The sequence below is a fragment of the Gemmiger sp. An120 genome, assembly GCF_002160955.1.
GTDB classification, from domain to species: domain Bacteria; phylum Bacillota; class Clostridia; order Oscillospirales; family Ruminococcaceae; genus Gemmiger_A; species Gemmiger_A avium.
The window spans coordinates 13,165-35,738 of record NZ_NFLN01000024.1 but is presented as its reverse complement, the minus strand read 5'-3'; the positions used below and the strand labels follow the sequence as shown (position 1 = coordinate 35,738).

General features: G+C 63.5%; 23 protein-coding genes. 8 read left to right on the top strand and 15 right to left on the bottom strand.

Annotated features, from left to right (window positions below):
- Positions 1-131 precede the first annotated feature (131 nt).
- Positions 132-539 carry a hypothetical protein gene (locus tag B5E65_RS14235; protein ID WP_087172427.1) on the bottom strand — a complete coding sequence of 136 codons (408 nt, stop codon included), beginning with the start codon at positions 537-539 and terminating at the stop codon, positions 132-134.
- Positions 540-717: 178 nt separating this feature from the next.
- Here B5E65_RS14235 and B5E65_RS14230 point away from each other — a divergent pair, with 178 nt between their 5' ends.
- On the top strand, positions 718-1,965 hold the full coding sequence (locus B5E65_RS14230; RefSeq protein WP_087172426.1) for a ComEC/Rec2 family competence protein: 1,248 nt from the start codon (positions 718-720) through the stop codon (positions 1,963-1,965).
- Positions 1,966-2,014: 49 nt separating this feature from the next.
- Here the strand turns inward: B5E65_RS14230 and ansA are convergent, their stop codons facing one another.
- On the bottom strand, positions 2,015-3,031 hold the full coding sequence (gene ansA, locus B5E65_RS14225) for an asparaginase (protein WP_087172425.1): 1,017 nt from the start codon (positions 3,029-3,031) through the stop codon (positions 2,015-2,017).
- Positions 3,032-3,086: 55 nt separating this feature from the next.
- Positions 3,087-3,848 (bottom strand): sensor histidine kinase, encoded by a 762-nt coding sequence (locus B5E65_RS14220; protein WP_087172424.1) that lies wholly within the window; start codon positions 3,846-3,848, stop codon positions 3,087-3,089.
- A 224-nt stretch (positions 3,849-4,072) separates the two neighbouring features.
- Between B5E65_RS14220 and gap the strand changes: the two genes are divergently transcribed.
- A complete protein-coding gene (gene gap, locus B5E65_RS14215; RefSeq protein WP_087172423.1) occupies positions 4,073-5,083 on the top strand; it encodes a type I glyceraldehyde-3-phosphate dehydrogenase in 1,011 nt (336 codons plus the stop codon).
- 118 nt (positions 5,084-5,201) lie between these two features.
- Here the strand turns inward: gap and B5E65_RS14210 are convergent, their stop codons facing one another.
- Positions 5,202-6,116, bottom strand: coding sequence for a ketopantoate reductase family protein (locus tag B5E65_RS14210; protein ID WP_087172422.1), 915 nt, complete (start codon positions 6,114-6,116; stop codon positions 5,202-5,204).
- Positions 6,117-6,233: 117 nt separating this feature from the next.
- Between B5E65_RS14210 and B5E65_RS14205 the strand changes: the two genes are divergently transcribed.
- From B5E65_RS14205 to B5E65_RS14195, 3 genes are read left to right on the top strand one after another with little or no spacing between them, the layout of a single operon-like run.
- Complete coding sequence (locus B5E65_RS14205) at positions 6,234-7,139, top strand: glycosyltransferase family 2 protein (RefSeq protein WP_087172421.1); 906 nt, start codon at positions 6,234-6,236, stop codon at positions 7,137-7,139.
- Positions 7,136-7,954, top strand: a complete 819-nt coding sequence (locus B5E65_RS14200) for a DNA glycosylase (protein ID WP_242957569.1) — start codon at positions 7,136-7,138, stop codon at positions 7,952-7,954. The genes B5E65_RS14205 and B5E65_RS14200 overlap by 4 nt, the downstream gene beginning before the upstream one ends.
- Positions 7,951-8,637: an HAD family hydrolase gene (locus B5E65_RS14195; protein ID WP_087172420.1), complete on the top strand. Its 687-nt coding sequence runs from the start codon at positions 7,951-7,953 to the stop codon at positions 8,635-8,637. Before B5E65_RS14200 ends, B5E65_RS14195 begins: the two co-directional genes overlap by 4 nt.
- 80 nt (positions 8,638-8,717) lie before the next feature.
- Here the strand turns inward: B5E65_RS14195 and B5E65_RS14190 are convergent, their stop codons facing one another.
- From B5E65_RS14190 to B5E65_RS14140, 11 genes are all read right to left on the bottom strand, one after another.
- Positions 8,718-10,673, bottom strand: a complete 1,956-nt coding sequence (locus B5E65_RS14190) for a complex I subunit 5 family protein (protein ID WP_087172419.1) — start codon at positions 10,671-10,673, stop codon at positions 8,718-8,720.
- Positions 10,674-10,692: 19 nt separating this feature from the next.
- Positions 10,693-12,168, bottom strand: coding sequence for a complex I subunit 5 family protein (locus B5E65_RS14185; protein WP_087172418.1), 1,476 nt, complete (start codon positions 12,166-12,168; stop codon positions 10,693-10,695).
- 15 nt (positions 12,169-12,183) lie between these two features.
- Entirely contained in the window at positions 12,184-13,644 is a 1,461-nt protein-coding gene (locus B5E65_RS14180; RefSeq protein ID WP_242957568.1) for a complex I subunit 5 family protein, read from the bottom strand.
- Between the two features lie 16 nt (positions 13,645-13,660).
- On the bottom strand, positions 13,661-15,166 hold the full coding sequence (locus tag B5E65_RS14175; RefSeq protein WP_087172417.1) for a complex I subunit 5 family protein: 1,506 nt from the start codon (positions 15,164-15,166) through the stop codon (positions 13,661-13,663).
- 2 nt (positions 15,167-15,168) lie between these two features.
- Positions 15,169-15,558, bottom strand: a complete 390-nt coding sequence (locus B5E65_RS14170; protein ID WP_087172416.1) for a sodium:proton antiporter — start codon at positions 15,556-15,558, stop codon at positions 15,169-15,171.
- Between the two features lies 1 nt (position 15,559).
- Positions 15,560-16,465: a hydrogen gas-evolving membrane-bound hydrogenase subunit E gene (gene mbhE / locus B5E65_RS14165; protein ID WP_087172415.1), complete on the bottom strand. Its 906-nt coding sequence runs from the start codon at positions 16,463-16,465 to the stop codon at positions 15,560-15,562.
- Positions 16,449-16,724: a hydrogenase subunit MbhD domain-containing protein gene (locus B5E65_RS14160; protein WP_343286408.1), complete on the bottom strand. Its 276-nt coding sequence runs from the start codon at positions 16,722-16,724 to the stop codon at positions 16,449-16,451. The genes mbhE and B5E65_RS14160 overlap by 17 nt, the downstream gene beginning before the upstream one ends.
- Positions 16,724-17,038 carry a cation:proton antiporter gene (locus tag B5E65_RS14155; RefSeq protein WP_242957567.1) on the bottom strand — a complete coding sequence of 105 codons (315 nt, stop codon included), beginning with the start codon at positions 17,036-17,038 and terminating at the stop codon, positions 16,724-16,726. Before B5E65_RS14155 ends, B5E65_RS14160 begins: the two co-directional genes overlap by 1 nt.
- Positions 17,035-17,370, bottom strand: a complete 336-nt coding sequence (locus B5E65_RS14150) for an MrpF/PhaF family protein (protein WP_087172413.1) — start codon at positions 17,368-17,370, stop codon at positions 17,035-17,037. Before B5E65_RS14150 ends, B5E65_RS14155 begins: the two co-directional genes overlap by 4 nt.
- On the bottom strand, positions 17,367-17,843 hold the full coding sequence (locus tag B5E65_RS14145) for a Na+/H+ antiporter subunit E (protein WP_087172412.1): 477 nt from the start codon (positions 17,841-17,843) through the stop codon (positions 17,367-17,369). Before B5E65_RS14145 ends, B5E65_RS14150 begins: the two co-directional genes overlap by 4 nt.
- Positions 17,844-18,035: 192 nt before the next feature.
- On the bottom strand, positions 18,036-19,823 hold the full coding sequence (locus tag B5E65_RS14140) for an aminopeptidase P family protein (RefSeq protein WP_087172411.1): 1,788 nt from the start codon (positions 19,821-19,823) through the stop codon (positions 18,036-18,038).
- 144 nt (positions 19,824-19,967) lie between these two features.
- Between B5E65_RS14140 and B5E65_RS14135 the strand changes: the two genes are divergently transcribed.
- The 3 genes from B5E65_RS14135 to B5E65_RS14125 all read left to right on the top strand — a co-directional run bounded on the left by B5E65_RS14135 (position 19,968) and on the right by B5E65_RS14125 (position 22,558).
- On the top strand, positions 19,968-21,164 hold the full coding sequence (locus tag B5E65_RS14135) for a CobW family GTP-binding protein (protein WP_087172410.1): 1,197 nt from the start codon (positions 19,968-19,970) through the stop codon (positions 21,162-21,164).
- Positions 21,165-21,176: 12 nt separating this feature from the next.
- Positions 21,177-22,130 carry a TIGR03943 family putative permease subunit gene (locus B5E65_RS14130; RefSeq protein WP_087172409.1) on the top strand — a complete coding sequence of 318 codons (954 nt, stop codon included), beginning with the start codon at positions 21,177-21,179 and terminating at the stop codon, positions 22,128-22,130.
- A gap of 86 nt (positions 22,131-22,216) precedes the next feature.
- On the top strand, positions 22,217-22,558 hold the full coding sequence (locus tag B5E65_RS14125) for a hypothetical protein (protein ID WP_143403036.1): 342 nt from the start codon (positions 22,217-22,219) through the stop codon (positions 22,556-22,558).
- Positions 22,559-22,574 lie beyond the last annotated feature (16 nt).

Here is a 22,574-nt window from a genome sequence, read left to right as displayed (position 1 = left end):
GAACCCACCCCCGCCCCCACGGCGGAACCGGCCCCGGCGGAGAGCCAGCCGGCCGCCTGAAAACACAAACAAAACCGGCGCACCGCAGGATTGGCGGCGCGCCGGTTTTTCTTTGTCACAAATTGGCAGAATCAGGCGGCGGGGGCGCTGGTCACATACACAAACCAGTAGTCTGCCCCTTCTTCATACAGATTTGCCTGCCGCAGCGCGTCCAGGGAACTGTCGTCCGCTTCGCGTACCTCCAGGGTCACCGTTTCCCCCTCCTTGGCGGGGGGATAGTCGGTGTCGCTGTAAAAGGCCAGCAGGCTCTCCGCGTCGGTGGTGCCGCGCAGCAGCAGCGCCCCGATGGTGGAACCGTCCTCCCCCTTGTCCGCGTCCGCCACCACCAGGCTCATGCCCGCGGGCAGGGGATGCTCCTGCAGCGGCCGGGCAAAGGCGTCCGCCTGATCCCGCTGGGATTTTTCCCAGAACATCCAGCCCCATACCAGGGCCAGCACTACAAACAAAACGGCCACCATGGCCGCGTACCGCTTTACCATTGCCTATGCCTCCGTTTCCGTTCAGGGGGTTCTGTGCTCTATTATACCGTCCTGCGGCCCGGCGGCGCAAGCCCCGCCACTTTTCGACAGGGCGGGAATGTGGTATAATACCAGAAACAGGGCCCCGGGAGGGGCTCTCTATCTTGCGGGCCGTCCGCCCGACATAAAGGAGGCCCCCATGCAGCTGATCGTGAAACCAATGGGCTACGGGGACTGCTGCATTCTGCGGCAGGGCCGGGCCCTGCTGATTGCCGACTGCGGCAGCCGTACCAACCGAAGAGGCAGTGCCCGTCACGGGCGTTCCGCCTCTGCCTACGCCTGGGCCGCCATCCGGGAGGAACTGGCCGATGCCCCGGTGGCGGATTTGATCATTACCCGGTTTGACCCGGACCGGTTCAACGGATTTGTTCACCTGAAAGGCCCCCGGGCCATACAGCGGGTCTATCTGCCCTACAGCCTGTACCAGCAGCGGGGGGAAGCCGCTCACGCCCTGGCCACCCTGGCCATTACGGCCCCGGCGGGCAGCTGGAGCTGGCACGCCGCCCGGGACGGCGCGGCGCTTCTGGCCAAGCTGCCCCGGGTCTGCGGGCAGGTACTGCTGCGTCGCCAGGGGCAGACGATCCGGTTTGCCGGGCAGGTGATTTCGGTGCTCTGGCCCTGTGTGCCCGACGCCGAGCAGCTGACCCTGTTTGACAGTGAACCTGCCGCCAATGCCTGCCCCCAGTGGACGGGGGCGGACCCGGATCAAAGCGATCTCGAGAGCGCGGTGCGTCAGGCGGTGGAACAGGTCATGCCGGGCGGCTGGGACCTTTGCCGGCAGCTGATGGCAGCGTTTCAGACCTGTCTGGAATGTCTGGCCGAGGATGGCGCCCGGGAGGCGGAAAACTGCCTGCCGGCCGCCGAGGCGCTGGCCAATGCCATGGAAGCGCTGCTGCCGGTGCGGGCGGCGGTGCAGGCCCAGGCGCAGCGCCAGCCGGAACTGGCCGCCCTGCTGGACCGGTACACCGCGGCCCGTCGTCTGGCCTGGCAGAACCGGCTGGACGAGAGCAGCCTGGTCTGTGCCCTGGATGACCGGCTGCTGCTTACCGGCGATGTGGACCAGGAAGTTCTGGACGAGCTGCGCCGCAGCGGCCTGCTGGAACAGAAATACAAGGCGGTGCAGGCCCCCGGCCATGGGGCCCGGGCGATGCTGCTGCCCGCCGCCGGGTATCTGATCGTCTCCAACGGCTACCGGAAAGGCTGGGGCGTGCGGGCCGCGCTGGTGCGCGCCGCCGCCGGCCGGGTGGTCTGTACCCGGGCCTATAAGGAGGCGGGCTGCTGCGAGTATATGGCCCGCCGGCACTGCCCGAAAAAATGCATCCGCATGGGGGAGTGCTTCAAGCTGGAACTGGGCGCCGAACCCCGCCGCCGCAAAAAGGAAAATTAAAAACACCGCCCTGTCCCGCGGGACAGGGCGGTGTTTGGTATGTAGGGGGTCAGTCCTCGGTCAGCTCGCCCCGCAGATCCTGCTCCATCCAGTGCTTGATCTGTTCGGGGGTAAGATCCAGGCTGAACAGATAGTACAGTTTGGCAACGGCGGCTTCGGTGGTCATGTCCAGACCGCTCACCGCCCCGGCGGCTTTCAGGGCGCTGGAGGAGGCATAGGTGCCCAGATGCACCGCCCCTTCGGTGCACTGGCTGCAGACGGTCAGGATCGCGCCGTGGCGGCGGGCCTTTTCCAGCAGGGGCAGCAGCCCGCAGCCCGCGCCGGGAATGTTGCCCGCGCCGAAAGTTTCCAGCACCAGACCCCGCAGCTTTTCGGTCACAATGGAGCTGAACAGTTCAAACTGGATGCCCGGAAACACCTTCAGCACCCCGATGGGGGTGTGGCGCAGGCGGGTCATCCGCAGCGGGCCGGACTGGGCCGGGCGGGCCAGCGCGGCCCGGTCGTACCGGATATCCACTCCGGCGGTGGCCAGCGGGGGATAGTTGGGGCTGTCAAAGGCCTGCAGCCCGTCCGCCGACAGCTTGGCCGCCCGGTTGCCCCGCAGCAGCCGCCCGCCGAAGTACAGGCTTACCTCCCGGGCCACCCCCTCTCCGGCAATCAGCAGCGCCGCGGCCAGGTTGTCCCAGCCGTCGCTGCGCACCCGGCACAGGGGGATCTGACTGCCGGTAAGCACCACCGGCTTGTCCAGCCCTTCCAGCATAAAACTCAGCGCCGCGGCGGTATAGGCCATGGTGTCGGTGCCGTGCAGCACCACAAACCCGTCAAACCGGGGGTATTCCCGGCAGATCACCTCGCCGATGCGGTTCCACTCGTTTACCGTCATGTCGGAGGAGTCCAGCAGCGGGTCCAGCGTGAGCAGCTCCCAGGCGGGCATCTCCGGGCTGTGCAGCTCGGCGGCGGTGTCCAGTGCCTGCTGCAGCATCCCCGGCGCGGGGGCGTATCCCTGTTCGGTGGGAGCCATCCCGATGGTGCCCCCGGTATAAATAATGCAAACCTTTTTGTCCATACCGGTCCCTGCTTTCTGCTTGGTGCATGTTCCCGTCCAGCATAGCACAAAAGGCTCATCCGGGCAATACGCAGCTTTGACAAAGCTGCACATACACCGGGCTGTACCGGTCCTCCAGCAGGGCGGCGGCGGTGGGGGGCGCTGGCAGGCTGGCCGCCGGGCAGAGCGGCAGCGCCAGCGTGGCGGAGGTGCCCCGGCCGGGCCGGCTTTCCAGCGCAAACACCCCGCCCGCCTGCCGGGCCAGCAGTGCCGCCAGGGTCAGCCCCAGGCCCAGCCCGGCCCCGCCGTCCGGCCCCCCGGCACTGAAAAAGGGCGCGCAGGCCCGCAGCTGTACCGCGGCGCTCATGCCGGGGCCGCCGTCCCGCACCCGCACCACCGCCCGGCTGCCCTGCCGCCAGGCTTCCAGCCGGATGGGCGCGGCAGGCCCGGCGTAGAGCAGGCTGTTGCTTACCAGATTCAGGATCACCGCCGTCAGGCTGCGGGCATGGCAGACCACCGGCAGCGGCACAGGCCCACCGCCGCCCTGCAGCCGCTGCGGCCGGGTGGGGCATACCTCCCGGGCGGCGGTCAGCAGGCTGGTGGTCAGAGCGGCCAGATCCAGCGGCCCGCAGCCCGGCGCAGGCCGCTGCAGCGCCGCGTACAGTTCCAGATTTTCCGCGCAGCGCAGCAGCTGATAGCCGCCCCGCAGCGACGCCCGTGCCGGATCCGGCTGGGCGGTCAGGGCGGGCATCACCCGGCCCAGCGGCCCCCGCACCGCCGCCGCCATCCGCCGGCTTACCGGGGGCGGGCATCCCCCGTATACAGACGCGTGTTCCACCGCTGCCAATCGCTCCTTTCCGGCGCGCCGCAGACTTTGGGTGGCTTTCAGGGCGCGCGTTCCCCCTTAGTCTGCCGCCGGGATGTACAAAAAATCCAAAAAGCCCCGCCCGGGGGCAGCATTTTCCATCAATAGCGTTAATTATTTATCAAACTATTGCAGTTTGTCCGGTTTTGGGGTACAATGATGTCACCAACAAAATTTTGTTTTGGGAGGATTTGACAATGGCTGTTAAAGTTGCAATCAATGGTTTTGGCCGCATCGGCCGTCTGGCTTTCCGTCAGATGTTCGGCGCCGAGGGTTATGAAGTGGTGGCTATCAACGATCTGACCAGCCCTGAGATGCTGGCTCATCTGCTGAAGTACGACACCGCCCAGGGCCGTTACGCCGGCCACACCGTTGAGGCTGGTGAGGACTACATCACCGTCGACGGCAAGAAGATCACCATCTACGCCATCAAGGACGCCAAGGAGTGCCCCTGGGGCGAGCTGGGCATCGATGTCGTGCTGGAGTGCACCGGCTTCTACACCAGCAAGGCCAAGAGCATGGCTCACATCGAGGCTGGCGCCAAGAAGGTTGTTATCTCTGCTCCCGCCGGCAACGACCTGAAGACCATCGTGTTCAGCGTCAACGAGAACACCCTGACCGCTGACGACCAGATCATCAGCGCTGCTTCCTGCACCACCAACTGTCTGGCTCCCATGGCCAAGGCCCTGAACGACACCTACCCCATCCAGAGCGGCATCATGACCACCGTGCATGCTTACACCGGTGACCAGATGATCCTGGACGGCCCCCATCGCAAGGGCGACCTGCGTCGTGCCCGCGCTGGCGCTGCCAACATCGTTCCCAACAGCACCGGCGCTGCCAAGGCCATCGGCCTGGTTATCCCCGAGCTGAACGGCAAGCTGATCGGCTCTGCCCAGCGTGTGCCTGTTCCCACCGGCTCCACCACCATCCTGGTGGCCGTTGTCAAGGGCAAGGACGTGACCAAGGAGAGCATCAACGCCGCCATGAAGGCCGCTGCCTCTGAGAGCTACGGCTACAACGAGGACCTGATCGTCTCCAGCGACGTGATCGGCATGCGTTACGGCAGCCTGTTCGACGCTACCCAGACCATGGTCACCAAGATCGACGACGACACCTACCAGGTGCAGGTCGTGTCCTGGTACGACAACGAGAACAGCTACACCAGCCAGATGGTCCGCACCATCAAGTACTTCGCCGAGCTGTAATCGGAAAACCTTCCAGTGAAATTCCGGGGCGCTGCCGCAAGGCAGCGCCCCGGTTTTATTTTGGCAAAAAGCGGCGTGGCTGAACCTTGCGTTCGGCCGCGCCGCTTTTTGTGCATACTCAGTTCCAGCTTTGCTCGATCCGGCAAAGTTCCGCATACAGCCGGTCGTTGACCGGGGTGGGCACGCCATATTCCCGGCCCAGGCGGCGGATGGTACCGCTGAACAGCTCCTTTTCGGTCAGCCGGTGGGCCAGGGTATCCTGCCGCATGCTGGGCATGGCCTGCGGGTCAAAGGTGACGGTGGTGGCAGCCAGCCACTGCTCCGGCGCGTCCTGGCGCAGGCATACGCCCGTTTTCTGGCTCAGCGCCACCACTTCCCGCATGGCGGCCATCATGGTGTCGTGGGCCTCGCCCGGGGCGTATACGCCGCCGTAGGGCACATCGTACACCGCCGTGGCCTGGTTCAGCCCCACGTTGATCATCAGCTTGTTCCACTGGCGGTAAATCATGTCCGGGTATACCTCGCAGGCGATGCCGGCTTTGCGCAGCAGGGCTTCCACTGCCGCCAGCCGGGGGCTGGCGCTGCCGTTCCGCTCGCCGATCTGCAGCACCCCCGGCGCGGTAAAGGTCACATCCTGGCCCACCCGGGTGGCGTCGGTGTTCAGCGCCACGCAGAGCAGCGCCTGCCCCGGCCAGCGGGTTTCCAGCTCCTCTTCGCTGGTGATGCCGTTGATCAGGCTCAGCAGCACCGTGTCCGGCCCCACAAAGGCGGCCATCTGCTCCATGGCGCCTGCCAGCGCCAGCGACTTGGTGGCCACAATGACCAGATCCACCGGCTTGCCTGCCGCCGGCTCCGCATAGGTAAAGTCACATAGCGCCCCGTTGGCCCGTACACCGGTGCGGCGGTAGCGGTCCGCCCGCTCCTTGTCGGCAATCACCACAAAATTTCCCCTGGGCAGGCAGGCGTTCAGCCGCTGGCCGAAGGTGATGCCCAGCGCCCCCAGGCCGATCAGGGCGGCCGTCTGGATTTCCATAAATCTCCACTCCCTCCAGCCGCGCACCGTTGCGTCCGCGGCGGTTTTGTACTATCATAACTATAAAAGGGCGCAGGGCATTTTGCAAGCCCCGCCCGGGAAAGGAGCCCCCATCCCATGGAACAGCAACCGCTGGTGAGCATCATCGTGCCGGTGTACAACGCCAAGAATCATATTGCCCGGTGCATTGAGAGTATCCGACACCAGACCTACCAGAACCTGCAGATCATCGTGCTCAACGACGGCAGCAAGGACGTAAGCCTGGAGGTCTGCCGCATGTATGCCAAGGTGGACAAACGGATTCTGCTGGTGGATAAGGCCAACAGCGGGGTATCCGCCACCCGCAATCTGGGACTGAAACTGGCCGAGGGCAAGTATCTGCAGTTCGCGGACAGCGACGATTACCTGGACCCCAACGCCACCGCCCTGCTGGTAAACAAGGCCGAGCGGTACAATGCGGACATGGTCATTGCTCATTACCACCGGGTGGAGACGGTCAAGCTGTTTGCGCTGCCGGGCCAGACCCCCGCCACCCGGGAGATCACCACCACCTTTGGATTCCTGGAGGAGGGCCCGCTGGACAAGCTGCAGTTTGCCCGCCACCTGATGGAGGAACCGGCCAGCTTTTACTACGGGGTCATGTGGAACAAGCTGTACCGGCGGGAACTGGTGCAGGCCCATGACATCCAGTGCAGCGAGGAACTGGAGTGGAGCGAGGACCTGTTGTTCAACCTGGAATACATCCGTTACGCCGAGCGGTTTTATGCCCTGGCCACCCCTATCTACTACTATGTGCAGAACCCGGAGAGCATCTGCCATTCCCGGCTGAACATCCGCAATATGGTCACCACCCGCACCGCCCTGTTCACCTACTACAAGGACCTGTACGAGTCTCTGGGCCTGTATGAGGAGAACAAGTTGCAGATCTACAAGTATCTGGTTTCGGTGGCCGAGAGCCCCCGGGATGCCCGGGTGACCACCATCGTGAACAATCCCCCGGAGAAAAAGGAGAAGAAATCGTGATCCGTCAGCAGCTTGCCTGGTTTGACCCGGCGCGCATCGGCCATTCCGGCCAGTGTTTCCGGTTTGCGCCGCTGCCGGAGGGCGGCGGCTGGGGCCTGACCGCACGGGGACGGCGGCTCTGCATCCGGCCGGACGGGGACGGGTTCCTGTTCGACTGCACGCCGGAGGAATGGGAAACGGTCTGGTACCCCTACTTTGACCTGGATACCGACTACGAGGCCTTTGCCGCCGCGGTCAATCCCCGGGACGCCTATATGACCGCCGCCGTGGCCTGTGCGGCTGGGGTGCGTATCCTGCGCCAGGATCCCTGGGAGACCACCGTGGCCTTTATCCTGTCCCAGCAGAGCAACATTCCCCGCATCACCCGCAATCTGGAGGCGGTCTGCCGGGCCTACGGCGCGCCCTTTGCCGACCGGGAGGGGAATATCTGGTACGACATCCCCACCCCCGCCGCCCTGGCCGCTGCCTCGGAGGAAGAACTGCGGGCGCTGGGGCTGGGATACCGGGCCCCCTATCTGCGGGCGGCCGCCGCCCGGATCGCCGCCGGCCAGCCGGATCTGGCATCCCTGGCGGCCATGCCCTATAAAAAAGCCCACGCCGCCCTGCTCACCCTGCCCGGGGTGGGGGTCAAGGTGGCCGACTGCGTCTGCCTGTTCGGGCTGCACAAACTGGACGCCTTTCCCATCGACACCCACATCCGCCAGATGCTCGATGCCCACTACAAGCGGGGCTTTCCCATGCGGCGGTACAAGGGATTCGCGGGGGTGCTGCAGCAGTATGCCTTTTACTATGAACTGTACGGAGGAAAAACATGACCCGTCCCAGCGCCTGGATTTTCGATTTTAACGGCACTTTGGTCTTCGACTCGATCTATCACGAACAAGCCTGGAATCGCTATATGGAGGGCCGCCTGGGCCGCGTGGTGCCCCGTGAGGAGTTTCTGGCCCATGTGCATGGCCGCACCAACCGGGATATCCTGACCTACCTGCTGGGGCGATGCCCCACCCAGGCAGAGGCGGACGCGGAGGGCGAGGCTAAAGAAGATCTGTACCGGCAGCTTTGTCGCGGGGCCGGGCCTGCCTACCGGCTGGTAGATGGCGCCGCCGCGCTGCTGGACCGGCTGGCAGCGGAAAACATCCCCTTTGCCATCGCCACCAGTTCCACCCGGCCCAACGTGGAGTTCTATTTTGAACAGCTGGGGCTGGCCCGGTGGTTCACGCCGGAGCGGGTGATTTTCTCCGGCCCGGATATGCCCGGCAAGCCCGACCCGGCCATCTACCGCCTGGCCATGCAGCGGCTGGGGGTGGATCCGGCCGCCTGCGTGGTGCTGGAGGACGCGCCCGCCGGTATCCGGTCGGCACTGGCCGCCGGGGCCGGGCAGGTGGTGGGCATCGGGGAGACCGGCGAGGGCCGGGCCCAGCTGGCGGCGGCTTTTCCGGAACTTCCGGTCATTGCCGATTACAACGACGCCCGCATCGCCTGCCTGCTGCCGGAATAAGGAAAAAACCAAAACGCGGCCCTCGCATCGGAATCTTCCGACGCGGGGGCCGCGCTTTTCTATGGGTTTTATTCCGGGTATCAGAAGAAGAGCAGATACACCAGAATGCTCACCAGACCGAAGCCGAACAGCATCAGCCCGAAGGACAGGCTGGAGCTGAAGCTGGGCATCCGGCGGCTGTGGGGTTCATAGGCACAGAAGGTGTCGTCGCTGCGGGGGTTGATGGTGGGGGTAGCCCGCCACATCAGCACACCGTTGCACAGCGCGATGCACCATTCCATAACGCTGCCCGCCACACGGGCAACCAGCGCGCCCACAAAGGGCAGTACGCCCAGAACCAGCGGACGGTAGAGCATCTCTTCCAGATCCAGCCAGCGGGGCAGGCGGTTGTGATACTCGCCCTTGGCGTACACCACGCAGCGAACCACCACCAGATACACCAGCGCGCCGATCACGATGCTGATGGCTGCGCCTTTCAGGTTGGTCAGGGAGAAGTAGGCGATGGTGTGCTCGGGCCCTTCACTGCCGAAGAAGTCCTGGCACAGGGCCGCCACCTTGTCCATGGTGTAGTGGGGCAGCACGCCCAGCACCAGCATGGGCAGCGCGCTTACCGCCACCACCACGGTGGCCAGCTTGCTCATGTAATGGCCGTTCAGGGCGTCAAACTCCGCCTGGCGGGTGGGGTGCTTCATCACAAACAGGGTCACGAACAGCTTGGTCATGTAGGCCACCGTCAGACCGCCCGAGATCAGGAAGATCCACTCAATGGCGTGGAACAGCCCGGCGCTCTGGCCGGCGGTTTCCAGCACCCCGATGTACTCCACGATGCTCTCGTGCAGCAGGGTCTTGCTGATATAGCCGCTGAAGCCCGGCACGCCGCCGATGCCCAGCGCCCCCAGCAGGAAGGCGATCATCAGCACCGGCTTGCCGCGGCCAAAGCCGCGGATGTCGTTCAGATCCAGCTTGTGCAGGTTCATGACCACCACGCCGGCCACCAGGAACAGGCACAGCTTGATCAGCGAGTGGTTCATCACATGCAGCACGCTGCCCCAGACAGCCAGGCCGTTTTCCTCGCCCAGCAGGCCCTGCATGCCGGCGCCCACCAGGATAAAGCCGATCTGGCTCATGGAAGAGTAGGCCAGGGTGCGCTTGAGCTCGGTGCTGAACAGCGCCAGCAGCGCGCCCACGGCCATGGTGGCTACCGCGAACAGCAGCACCGCCAGGCCCCAGCCCGCGTCATGCAGGAACAGCTGGCCGCTCAGAGCAAACAGCCCGAAGATACCCGCCTTGGTGATGATGCCGCTCAGCAGGGCGGTGGCGGGGGTGGGAGCCTCGGTATAGGCGCCCGGCAGCCAGGTGTGCACCAGGAACACGCAGGACTTGGCGGCAAAACCGCCCGCCGTAAAGGCACCGGCCACATACAACAGCCGCTTGTCGGACACAGCGGCGGCCGCGGCGGCCAGCTCGCTGATGGTCAGGGTGCCCAGCTGCTGATACAGCAGGAACAGGCCCATCAGGGTGGACAGACCGCCCAGGATCGCAAAGGCCAGGTAGCTGTCGGCCGCCTTGATGGCAGCGGGGGTCTCGCTCTGGGCCACCAGCACCCAGCTGGACAGGCTCATGATCTCAAAGAACACCAGGGTGGTGTACAGATCCGCGGAGAGGAATACACCCAGGGTACTGCCCAGGGTGAACAGCAAAAACAGGTAGTACCGGTTGTTCTTGGCTTTTCCGGCCAGGTACTCGGGGGTGAACAGGGTGGTCATCATCCAGAGGAACCCGGCCAGGCAGCAAAGCACCAGGCGCAGGCCGTCCAGCTGGAAGCTGAGCCCCAGACCCAGCACGCCGGGCAGGCTCAGCGAGCCGCCCACGCACTGGCTCAGCGCCAGGCATCCCACAAAGACCAGCGTGCTGCTCAGCTGGGCCAGCCGGTCAGCGGCCACACAGCCGCCGCGGCCTACCGCCCAGCAGACGATGCCCGCCGCAAAGGGGAACAGCACCAGAAAGAAGCACAGGATCGCAAACATATTGCTCATAACAGCGCCTCCTCCTTTCTTACACAAGGCCCGCGGCCACGCGGGTCAGAACAGAATACAGCCAATCGGCGCCCAGGCCCAGAGCCAGCACCAGCACGCAGAGCACCAGCAGGCTGGCAACCATCCGCCAGCCCGGATCGGTGACCGAAACGGCCCAATCCGGTTCCTGGTGGCCCTTGCGGGGGAAGAACGCGGGCACCACCACACCCATCTGATACAGGCCGGTGAGCAGCGCGCTGATCATCAGCGCCGCCACGCCCGCCCAGGCCAGCGGGTTGTTGTACATGGCCGCATGGCTGGCAATCGCCCACTTGCTGGCAAAGCCCGGCAGGATGGGAATACCGATCAGCGCCATGCTGGCAAAGGTGAATACCCCAAAGGTAATGGGCATCCGCTTGCCCAGACCCTCGTACTCAAAGATGTACTCCTTGTGATGGGTCTGGCAGAGCAGCGCACCCGCGCAGAAGAACAGGATGATCTTGACGAAGCTGTGCACCACCATGTGGCAGAGCGCCGCGGCCAGGCCGCCGGGGCTCATCAGGGTGGCGCCGAACAGGATGTAGGACAGGTTGCTCACGGTGGAGTAGGCCAGCCGGCGCTTCAGGTGCTGCATCCGCAGGGCCATGGCGCTGCCGTACACGATGGTGATCACCGCAAAGGCCATCACCAGATCCTGGGCCCAGGTGCCCTGCAGCAGATTGGTGCCGTAGCTGTAGTAGGTCAGGCGCAGGATCGCAAACACGCCCGCGTTGACCACCGCCACAGCGTGCAGCAGCGCGGTAACCGGTGTGGGGGCCACACCGGCGCTGGGCAGCCAGCCGTGCAGCGGCCAGATCGCCGCCTTGACGCCGAAGCCGAAGAAGCCCAGCACAAAGGCGATGCGCAGGGTGTTCTCATGCCCGACGGTCAGAATCTTGGACAGGTTGCCGCCCAGTACAAAGTCCAGGCTGCCGTACTGCATCAGGAAGATCATCGAGATAAAGGCCAGCGCGGCGCCGCTCATGGAGTAGGCCAGGTATTTCTTACCGGCAAAACGGCCCTGGCCGTCCATTTCGTGCATGACCAGGGGCAGGGTGCACAGGGTCAGCAGCTCGTAGAACAGATACAGGGTAAAAGCGTTGGCCGCAAAGGCGATGCCCAGCACCACGCCGTAGGTCATGGTAAAGAAAGCAAAGAACCGGTTTTCGCCGTGCTCGTGGCGCATGTACTCAAAGCTGTACAGCACCGCCAGGGGCCACAGCACCGCCAGAATGGCGGCAAACACAACGCTCAGGCTGTCCAGACGCAGGGCCAGCTGCACGTTGCCCATGTCCAGCACCACCGCGGTGCCGGAAGGACGGTTCCACAGCAGCACCGCCACCAGAATGCTGGTGGCACAGGTGAACAGCTGCACGTACACTTCCCGCTGCTTGGTATTCTGCGCGGGCAGCACGAACATCGCCGCACCGCCCAGGATCGGCAGCAGCACAGGCAGTAAAAGCATAATGGGACTCATCTCTGTGCCACCTCCTTACAGAATCGCGGCGGCAAACCCGCCGATCAGGGAAACAAGGCCGGTGGGCCACACACCCAGCACCACCAGCGCCGCGGCAAGCACAGCCAGCGGCAGCTTCATGGCCCAGCCGGGTTTGGCGGCCAGTTCTTCCTGCTGGAACTCAGCGCCCGGGAAGAAGGCATCCCGCACAATGCCCAGCAGATAGCCGGCGGTCAGCAGCGCGCTGATCAGCAGCACGCCCGCGCCCAGGGAGCCGCCCAGCACGCCCAGCTGGGTCAGGCCGCCCTCGGCCAGATACCACTTGCTCACAAAGCCGCCCAGCGGGGGAATACCCACCAGGGACAGCCCCGCCAGCGCAAAGCACCACATCACCCAGGGCATCTGACGGCCAATGCCCTTGAAGTCGGGCACGCGGGTGCGATGGGTGTAGTGGATCAGGGCGCCGGCGCAGAGGAACAGGCACACCTTGGCCAGCGCATGGAACACCACCTGCAGCAGCGCGCCGGTCAGGCCCGCCTCGCAGAACAAAAACAGACCGAACAGCACGTAGCTGACCTGGCTCACGGTGGAGTAGGCCAGCCGGCGCTTGAGCAGCTGCTCCTTATAGGCCAGCATACTGCCCATGAACACGGTGCACAGCGCCAGCACCAGCAGGGTGGTCTGCACCCAGGTGCCCCGCAGGAAAGACGCGCCGAACACATAGTAGGCAACCCGGATGATGCCCAGCACGCCGCCCTTGGTGATCACGCCGCTCAGCACCGCCGAAGCCGGGGCCGGAGCCTCCGGGTGGGCGATGGGCAGCCAGGCGTGCAGGGGCAGCAGACCGGCTTTGCCCGCAAAGCCCAGCAGCATGCAGAAGGCCGCCGCCAGGGCCAGGCCGGTGTGGCCGGTCACGGCCAGGGTGTTGACATTGCCGCCGGCCACAAAGTCCAGCGTGGTGCAGAACCGGTCGGCAAATACAAAGCCGAACAAAGCCAGGCAGGCGCCCAGCAGCGAGTAGCCCAGGTACTTGAACGCCGCGCGCCGCGCCTTGTCGGTGCCCTCGTGCAGAACCAGAGGCATGCTCAGGAAGGTCATCAGTTCGTAGAACAGGTAGAAGGTGAACAGGTTCGCCGAGAAGGCCAGGCCTTCCAGGGCAAACAGGGTCAGCAGGTAGAAGATGTGGTACCGGCGGGGATGCTCGTCCTCGCTCAGGTACTCAAACCCGAAGATTCCCGCCGCGGCAAACATGGCCGCGGTGATCACCGCAAAAAATTTGCCCATCCCGTCCGCCAGCAGGGCAAACTCAAAGCCGCCCACCGTGAACAGGACCAGGGTGCCGCTGCATTTCCAGGCGGCCAGCGCGGTGCAGACAAGCTCCACCGCAAACAGCGCGCCCAGCAGCTGCGCACGCTCCCGTGCCACCCGCATAAAAGGCACGAAGCAGGCCCCCACCAGCGGCAGCAGGATGGGGATCAGCAGATACCAGGTCATCATGCACAAACCCCCTCTCTCACAGCAGCGCCAACCCGGCGCTGATCACGCTTACAACCGGACGGTAGCACACACCCAGCAGGATCACGCCGGCGCCCAGCACCACAATGCTGACCACCAGGGCCGGATTGGCCCGCACGACCTGCGGTTTTACGCCGATCTCCTGGCAGGTGCTGTCGGCAGACCAGATCTGCACAATCGCCGGGATGTAGTACATGGCGTTGAGCACGCTGCTCACTGCCAGAACCGCCAGCGCGGCCACAGTCTGCCAGGCGGCCAGGGTAGCGCCCTGGGCCAGGTACAGCTTGGTCACAAAGCCGGCCAGCAGGGGAATACCCACCATGGACAGGCCGCCCACGGTAAAGCCGATGCCTGCCAGCTTGCAGCGGCGGCCGGCCCCGCGCAGGTAGTACCACTTCTTTTCATGACCGGCGGTGGAGCTCAGCGCGCCCACCGAAACGAACAGCAGGGGCTTGGTAAAGGCGTGGGCGATGATCTGGAACACAGCCGCCACAACGCCGGCCTCGATGCCCAGGCCCAGGCCCATGTAGATGTAACCGATCTGGGCCACCGAGGAGTAGGCCACCATCCGCTTGGAATGGCCTTCCTGCAGGGCCTTGACGCTGCCCATGATCATGGCCAGCGCGCCCAGAACAAACAGCACGTTGGTGATCTTCAGGCTGCGTACCTCGCTGATGCTGAATACGCGGTAGAAGATCTTGATCAGCAGCACGATGTAGCCTTTCAGCACCAGGCCGGACAGGATCGCGCTGGACGCGGTGGTGGAACTTCCGTGCGCGTCCGGCAGCCAGCTGTGGAAGGGGAACAGGGCGCTCTTGATGGCCAGGCCCAATACCATCAGGCCAACCAGCACGGTCAGGGGCTCGTTGTACATCCCGCCCACAAACAGCTTGTGGATGCTCTCACCCAGCTGCGGCATGAGCAGATGGCCGGTGATGGAGTACAGCAGCGCCAGGCTGATCAGGAACAGACCGCTGCCCAGCAGGCTCATCACCAGGTAGCGCATGGTGGCCACCAGGGTCTGGTTGTTGTCCTTGGCCATAACGATGGCGCAGGCCGCAATGGTGTTGATCTCGATAAAGACGTAGCCGGTGAAGATGTCGTTGGTGTACAGCATGCTCAGCAGGCTGGCCAGCAGCATGTCCATCATGACGAAGTACAGGTTCTGCTTGCCGGGCAGGATGTCCTCAAAAATATCTTTCAGGCCGCCCAGCAGGCTGCAGGCCATCACAATGCAGAACACCAGCGCCAGCCCCGCTTCCAGCGGGCCGGCCCGCAGCTCGTTGCCCCAGGGAGAGGGGAACTTGCCCATGGCGTACACAAAGTAGGTGTTCTGGCTGGCGGTCTCGTACAGCAGCCAGGCACTGGCCGCGCCGATCACGGTCAGTACCGTGATCGAGATGCGCATGGCCCATTTGCCGCTGTGCAGGATGCTGGTGGTGATGCCCGCCAGCATTGCCAGGAAAATGCACAGAAAAGGCAGGTTTTCGTAAAAAGGCCGCATCCTCACACCTCCTCTCGCTTGGCCAGGATGATGATTTCATCCAGGTTCAGGGTATGGTATTTCTTGTACAGCCGCTGGGTCAGCGCCAGGCTGAACGCCGTGACGCTCACGCCCACCACGATGCCGGTCAGCACCAGGCCGGTGGGCAGCGGGTTGATATAGGTCTCCATATGGACGGGGGCGGTGGGGTCAGCCACGATGGGGGCTACCCGGCCGTCGATGAAGCCGAAGCTGGTCAGAAACAGGTAGACCGAGCTGTCCATGATGTTCAGACCGATGATCTTTTTGATCAGGTTTTTGTGTAGCAGCAGGCTGATGAACCCGATGCCGAACAGAATGATGGCGAATACCTGGTAGTAGTCGCCGGACCAGGTGGCGATCGCGTTGCTCATGTTACAGTTCCCCCTTGCTGAAGAATGCGTAGAAGGCGTACATGGTGCAAGCCACTTCCAGGCCCACCGCCACGTTGATGGGCATAATGACGCCGGCGCTGAAGATCATGCCCGGGATACCGGTGCCGATGATGCTGTACAGGTCGTTGGCGCCGGTAAAGAAGACATAGATCATGGTGAAACCGTAGAAGTACAGCGCGGCCACCTTGATGATGTGGTATACATGCTCGCTCATGAAGCGGCGCACCTTTTCCAGGCCGAAGGCGTTCTCAAACAGGATCAGGCCCGCGCCCAGGATGGCGCCGCCGGAGAAGCCGCCGCCCGGGGACAGGTGGCCGTTCAGCAGTACGTACACACCGAACAGCAGGATCACCGGCATCAGCAGCCGCACCACGCTGCGCAACACGGTGGTGTTTTCCTCGCTCTCGATCTCGGCGTCCTCGGCCCGTTCGGCCAGGTCATAGGCGGTGGTGTTCTTTTCGTCCTTGCGCAGCAGGATCATCACGCAGGTGGCCGCCAGGAACAGCACGCAGCTCTCGCCAAAGGTATCAAAACCACGGTACACCAGGATGATGTTGCTGATCAGGTTGGTGGCGCCCACCTCTTCGATGCCCTTTTCCACATAGCGCTGCATGACCTCGTTTTCAGTGGGGTTGCCCGCACCGCCGAAGGTGGGCAGGAACAGCACCGTCAGCAGCAGGGTGCCGGTGAACACCAGGCACATCACCACCGAAAAGGCGTGATACAGGCGCAGTTCGTTTTTCTCGCTGAGCACCCGGTGCACAAAATCGGGCAGATGCGGCCTTGCGGCGCGCTTTTCTTCGGGGGTCACCACAGGCTCGTCGTTCTCGATGCCATCGACCCACGCGGCAAACTGCCGCCATTGCTCCTTAATGTTTTTCGTCATGGCCTTTATCGAACCTCGTTCCTTTCAAAGCATGGATGGTCTTGAGGGTCAGCAGGAACAGCACGGTGTCCACGCCGGCGCCCACGGCGGCCTCGGTGATGGCCAGGTCCGGCGCCTGCAGCAGCAGCCAGATCATGCTCATCATCAGGCTGAAAGCCATGAAGATCAACAGAGTGTTCAGCAGGTTTTTGGCCAGCGAGGCGCTCACAGCGCAGACCACCAGGCCAATCAGCAACAGAATGGTAAACAGTTCCATCATCACTCCACCTCGCATTCTTCCATCACGTATTCGTCGGTCAGAACCTCCACCTTAGTGGTGCGGTGGGTGGCCACCGGCCCGGTCAGCCACAAAAAGCCCAGAATGCAGGCAAGTTTCAGGGTGACCCACACCGACCAGAACAGAATGGCCAGGCCCAGCATCACCAGCAGGCTGCCCAGGGTGTCGCACAAAGCGGAGGCATGCATCCGGTTCAGCACATAGCGGAAACGGTAAACGCCGATCAGCGAAATGCAGAAGACCACCAGGCCCAGGCAGACCAGAACGGACCCCACAATAGCACGTGCCAGCATCATTTCGCCTCGCCTCCTTCCGAATCACGCTTCTCTTTCAGATGACGCAGACGGCCCTTGGCCCGCAGGGTGACCACCCGGCAAAGCACCAGCACCGCCAGGAAGTTCAGCAGCGCGTAGATCAGGGCAATGTCCAGGATGTAGCTTTCCTGCAGCGCAAAAGACAGAATGCAGATGGCGCTGATGGTCAGGGTGCCCACCACGTTTACCGCCACCACACGGTCGGTAAACCGGCGGCCGCGCACACCGTAAACCAGGCAGCACAGGATCAGCACGCCGATCAGCACCAGCGCGCCCGCGCACAGATGGTACAGAAAAGGAAATGCTTCAATCATTTGATCAACTCCTTTTCAATCTTTTCCAGCCGCGGCAAGAACGGCCCGTCCTTGGCGCCGGCGGCGAAATTCTCATTCAGCGCGTGGACACACAGGGTGGAATCGTACATTCCCACCGTAATGGTGCCCGGGGTAATGGTGATCGAGTTTGCCAGCATGGTTTTGCAGATGTCGGTCTCCAGCTTGCAGTCAAAGAATACCAGCCGGGGTTTCAGCTCCTTCAGGCTGGGGCTCAGGATAACCCGGATCACGTCCAGGTTCGCCTTGATGATCTCCTTAAACAACAGCGCAAAATACGCCAGCAGCTTGCCGCTCAGCCGCAGCACCAGCGTCTCATACCGCACGCTCCACCCGCAGAACCGAACCGCGAACGTACTCAGCAGCAGACTGAGCACAATCCCGATCAACACCAGTTCCAGGGTGATTCGACCGTTCAGGATCAGCCACAAGGCAAACAGTCCAATCGTAAACATGCAACGATGCCTCCCGTCCTTCTCAATACTCGATTATTCGCCCGCCGGAAAATCCGTTCCGGGCAGACGAAAATTATACTAATGTTACTCTTTTGTTCACAAAAAGTCAACAAACGAAAACAGCGCCGGACGCAGAAAACTACTCGCCGGCGCTGTGAAAAATCGTCAAAATTGTCTATAACGACGTATTTGTTAACCTTCTATCGGACGGCAGCGGTCAGCCAGCCAGGCACGTTCCTCTTCGTCCAGCAGGGGAGAAAGATCCTCCAGCACGGTCTGGTGGTAGGCATTCAGCCAGGCAAGCTCCTCCCGGGTGAGCATGTCGGGCAGAATGGCCTCCCGGCCGATGGGGCAGCGGGTCAGCGGCTCAAAGCCGCAGAACTCCCCGTATTCGGTGCGCATACGGGAAACGCAGATCAGCTCGTTCTCGATCCGGATGCCCATTACGTCGGTCTCGTAGTAACCGGGCTCGTCGGTCACCACCATGCCCGGGGTGATCGCCTTGCGGTCGGCCTGGTTCAGCCGGGGCGGGGTCTCGTGCACGCCGCCCACAAAGCCTACGCCGTGGCCGGTGCCGCAGCGGTAATCCAGCCCCTCCGCCCAGAGCGGGCGGCGGGCCGCCAGGTCCAGGTTGCCGCCGGTGCTGCCCATCGGGAACACCAGCATGGCCAGATCGATGTGGCCTTTAAGCACCAGGGTGTACATCCGCTTTTCCGCGTCGGTCAGTTCGCCCAGCGCGTAGGTGCGGGTGATGTCGGTGGTGCCGTCCATATACTGGCCGCCGCAGTCCACCAGCAGGAAACCGTGATCCGCCAGCGGGCTGCAGGCGCCCGGCTCGGCGTGGTAATGCATCATGGCCGCGTTGGCGCCGCAGGCCGCGATGGCGGAGAAGCTCTCCTCCAGATACCCCTCGCCCTTGCGGCGGCACTCGATCAGGATGCTCTCCACATCGGATTCGTACAGGGTCTCGCCCGCCGCACGGCGGCGCTCCAGCTCCCGCTCGAACCGCACCATGGCCGCGCCGTCCTTTTTGTGGCTGGCACGGATGCAGGCGATCTCAGTCTCGTTCTTCACCGCTTTCAGTTCCTGCACCGGGTCGGCGCCCTCCTGCACGGTCACGGCGCTGTTGGCCTCCAGCAGCCGCCAGAAACGCCAGTTCAGGCTTTCCGGCTCCGCCCGCAGCACCAGGGGCGCCTGCACATGGGCCAGGAATTCCTCCACCTGGTCGTATTCCTGCAGTTCCACGCCGTTCTCGGCCAGATAGCCGCGCACCGTCTCATCGGCGCGGCTGCTGTCCAGGAACACCACCGCGCGGCCCCGGTCCACCCAGCACCAGGCCAGGGCAAAGGGGGTGCAGTCCAGATCATACGCGCGCAGGTTCAGCAGCCAGGACACACTGTCCAGGCGGCCCAGCAGCATCCCGTCGGCCTTTTCCTTGTCCAGCGCTTCGCGCAGCTTGGCCAGCTTTTCCGAGGCGGTCAGTCCGGCCAGTTCGCGGCCCAGCACAAAGCAGGGGGTGGCGGGCATCGGCGGACGGTCCGGCCAGCAGCGGCCGGGCAGATCGATGTCCTGCACCTGTACGCCCTGCTTTTCCAGGGCTTTCTGCAGCCGCCGCACCTGGGCGGTGGGGGTCACCGCGCCGTCCACGGCCAGCACGTCGCCCTTGCACAGCGCGCGGCACAGATATTCCTCCACGGTGGGCACGCTGGGCAGGCCCATGCGCTGCAGCTCAATGCCGCTGCCTTCCAGCTGATGCTCCGCCTGTACAAAATACCGGCCGTCCACCCACAGGGCGGCGCCGTTCATGGTCACCGCCAGGGTGCCCACACTGCCGGTGAACCCGGAAAAATACCGCCGGGCCGCCCAGTGATCGGGCAGATATTCACTGGCGTGGGGGTCGCTGGAGGGGATCAGGCACCCCGCCGCGCCCGCGGCTTCCATTTCGGCCCGAAGCCGGGCCAGACGTTCCTTCGTTTCCATAAATCACAAACACCTCCGCTTTGCAGCTACTGCCGGTATAGTAGCACATCCCGGCCCGGTAGTAAAGCGTCTGTTTCACCTCTTGACAAAAGCGATATAATAGGTATAGTTTATTCCTATTTAATATGCAAAGGTGGATGTGCCATGACCAAGATTGATATTTTTTCCGGTTTCCTCGGCGCGGGCAAGACCACGCTGATCAAAAAACTGATCGCGGAGGCCTTTGCCGGCCAGAAACTGGTACTGATTGAGAACGAATTCGGCGAGATCGGCATTGACGGCGGCTTTCTGAAGGAGGCCGGTATCCAGATCACCGAGATGAATTCCGGCTGCATCTGCTGCAGCCTGGTGGGCGACTTCCGCACCGCGCTGGAAAAGGTGGTGGAGACCTACCATCCGGACCGCATCCTGATCGAGCCCTCCGGCGTGGGCAAGCTCAGCGACGTGACCCGTGCCGTGCAGGGCGTGGCTGATCATCTGGACGTGCAGCTGAACGCCTTTGTCACGGTGGCCGACGTGAACAAGGTCAAGATGTATATGAAGAACTTCGGCGAGTTCTACAACGACCAGATCGAGCACGCGGGCGCCATTCTGCTGAGCCGTACCGGCGCTGCCGACCCGGCCAAGGTGGAAGCTGCCGCCGCCCTGCTGCGGGAGAAGAACCCGAACGCCACCATCGTGACCACCGACTGGGATCAGCTTACCGGCGCCCAGATCCTGGAGGCCATGGAGGGCCGGCCCAGCCTGACCCAGCAGCTGCTGGAGCAGGTGGAGCATGAGCATGAACACGATCATGAGGATGACCACTGCGACTGCCACGACCATGAGCATCATCATGACCACGATGAGGAGTGCGGCTGCGGCCACGACCACCATCATGAGCATCACCATGACCATGACGAGGAATGCGGCTGCGGCCATGACCACCATCATGAGCATCACCACGACCATGATGAGGAATGCAGCTGCGGTCATGACCACGACCATGAGCATGAGCACCACCACGACCATGGCGAGGAATGCAGCTGCGGCTGCCACGATCACGACCATCACCACCACCATCACGCCGACGAGGTGTTCACCAGCTGGGGCAAGGAGACCCCGGTGCGGTTCACCCAGGCCCAGCTGGAGTTTGACCTGCAGTCCCTGGACAGCGGGGAATTCGGCGCGGTGCTGCGGGCCAAGGGCATCCTGCCCGGCGAGGACGGGGTGTGGTATCACTTCGACTATGTGCCCGGCGAGTGGCAGGTGCGCACCGGCGCGGCGGACGTTACCGGCCGCCTGTGCGTGATCGGCAGCAAGCTGGATGAGGACGGCCTGACCCGGCTGTTCGGTGTATAAAAGGAGCACGGCATGAAAGAGATTCCCGTATATCTGTTTGTGGGCTTTCTGGAAAGCGGCAAAACCAGCTTTGTCCAGGAGACCCTGCAGGACCCCCAGTTTGACAGCGGCGACAAGACCCTGTTGCTGGTCTGCGAGGAGGGGGAAGAGGAGTACAAGCCGGAAGAATTTGCTTTCGGCGGCGTCTCCAAAGAGGTGCTGGAGGACAAGAGCCAGATGACCGCCGAGTATCTGGACTCTCTGGTAAAGAAAACCGCTTCCACCCGGGTGCTGGTGGAGTACAACGGCATGTGGATGATCCAGGATCTGCTGGACGCCATGCCGGAAAACTGGGTGCTGTACCAGTGCATCGCCACCGCCGACGGCAACACCTTCTCGATGTATTTTGACAATATGCGCCAGCTGATGCTGGACAAGTTTGCCTTGTCCGAACTGCTGGTGGTCAACCGGGCGGAGGCTGTGCGCAGCGACGAGGCCCGCCAGGCCATCCACAAGGCGGTGCGGCAGGCCAGCCGCAAGTGCGACATTGCCTACGAATACGCCGACGGCAGCGTGGAATACGACGAGATCGAAGATCCGCTGCCCTATGACCTGGAGGCCGACGTGGTGGAGATCGCCGACGAGGATTTCGGCATTTTCTATCTGGACTGCAACCAGAACCCCGACCGGTACGACGGCAAGACGGTGAAGTTCACCGCCCAGGTCTGCCTGAGCCCCCGGGCGGGCAAGGGCGCCTTTGTGCCCGGCCGCTTCGCCATGACCTGCTGCGTGCAGGATATCCAGTTTGTGGGGTTCCCCTGCAAATATGAAAAGTGCGACCAGCTTACCGAGCGCAGCTGGATCACCCTGACCGCCAAACTGCGGATGAAGTACCATCCGCTGTACCGGGGCGAGGGCCCGGTGCTCACCGCCGTGGAGGTAGGCCCCGCCCAGGCCCCCGCCGATGATGTGGTGACCTTCAGCTGAATGACCTGTCTTGCGGCAGGCGGCCCGGCTGTGGTATACTGATACACAAACAAAAACCGCACACGCAAAGGAGGCAGGCCGTCATCATGGGCTTTATTCGTCGGATGCTGGCCATCGCGCTGGGCCTGGGGGCCGGCGTGCTGGCCATCAAGATCCTGCAGGATTATAACAAAGACCGGTATATTGAAGGGGAGTTTGTGGAACTGTCCGGCCAGGAGGGGGAAGCGGATCACCCGCATGCCGCCGCGCAGCCGCAGCCGGCCGAGCCGGTGCACCCGGCCCAAAAGCCGGACAACGGCCCCAATGTAAACCCGGTAACGCTGGGCACGGCGGAGCGTCCGCTGGACGCCAACGGCCGGCTGGATCCCACCCGGATCGCGGATCCGGCGGACTTCGGTGACTGGGACGACCTGGGCTGCCAGGGCTGATCATAAGGAGGGCACG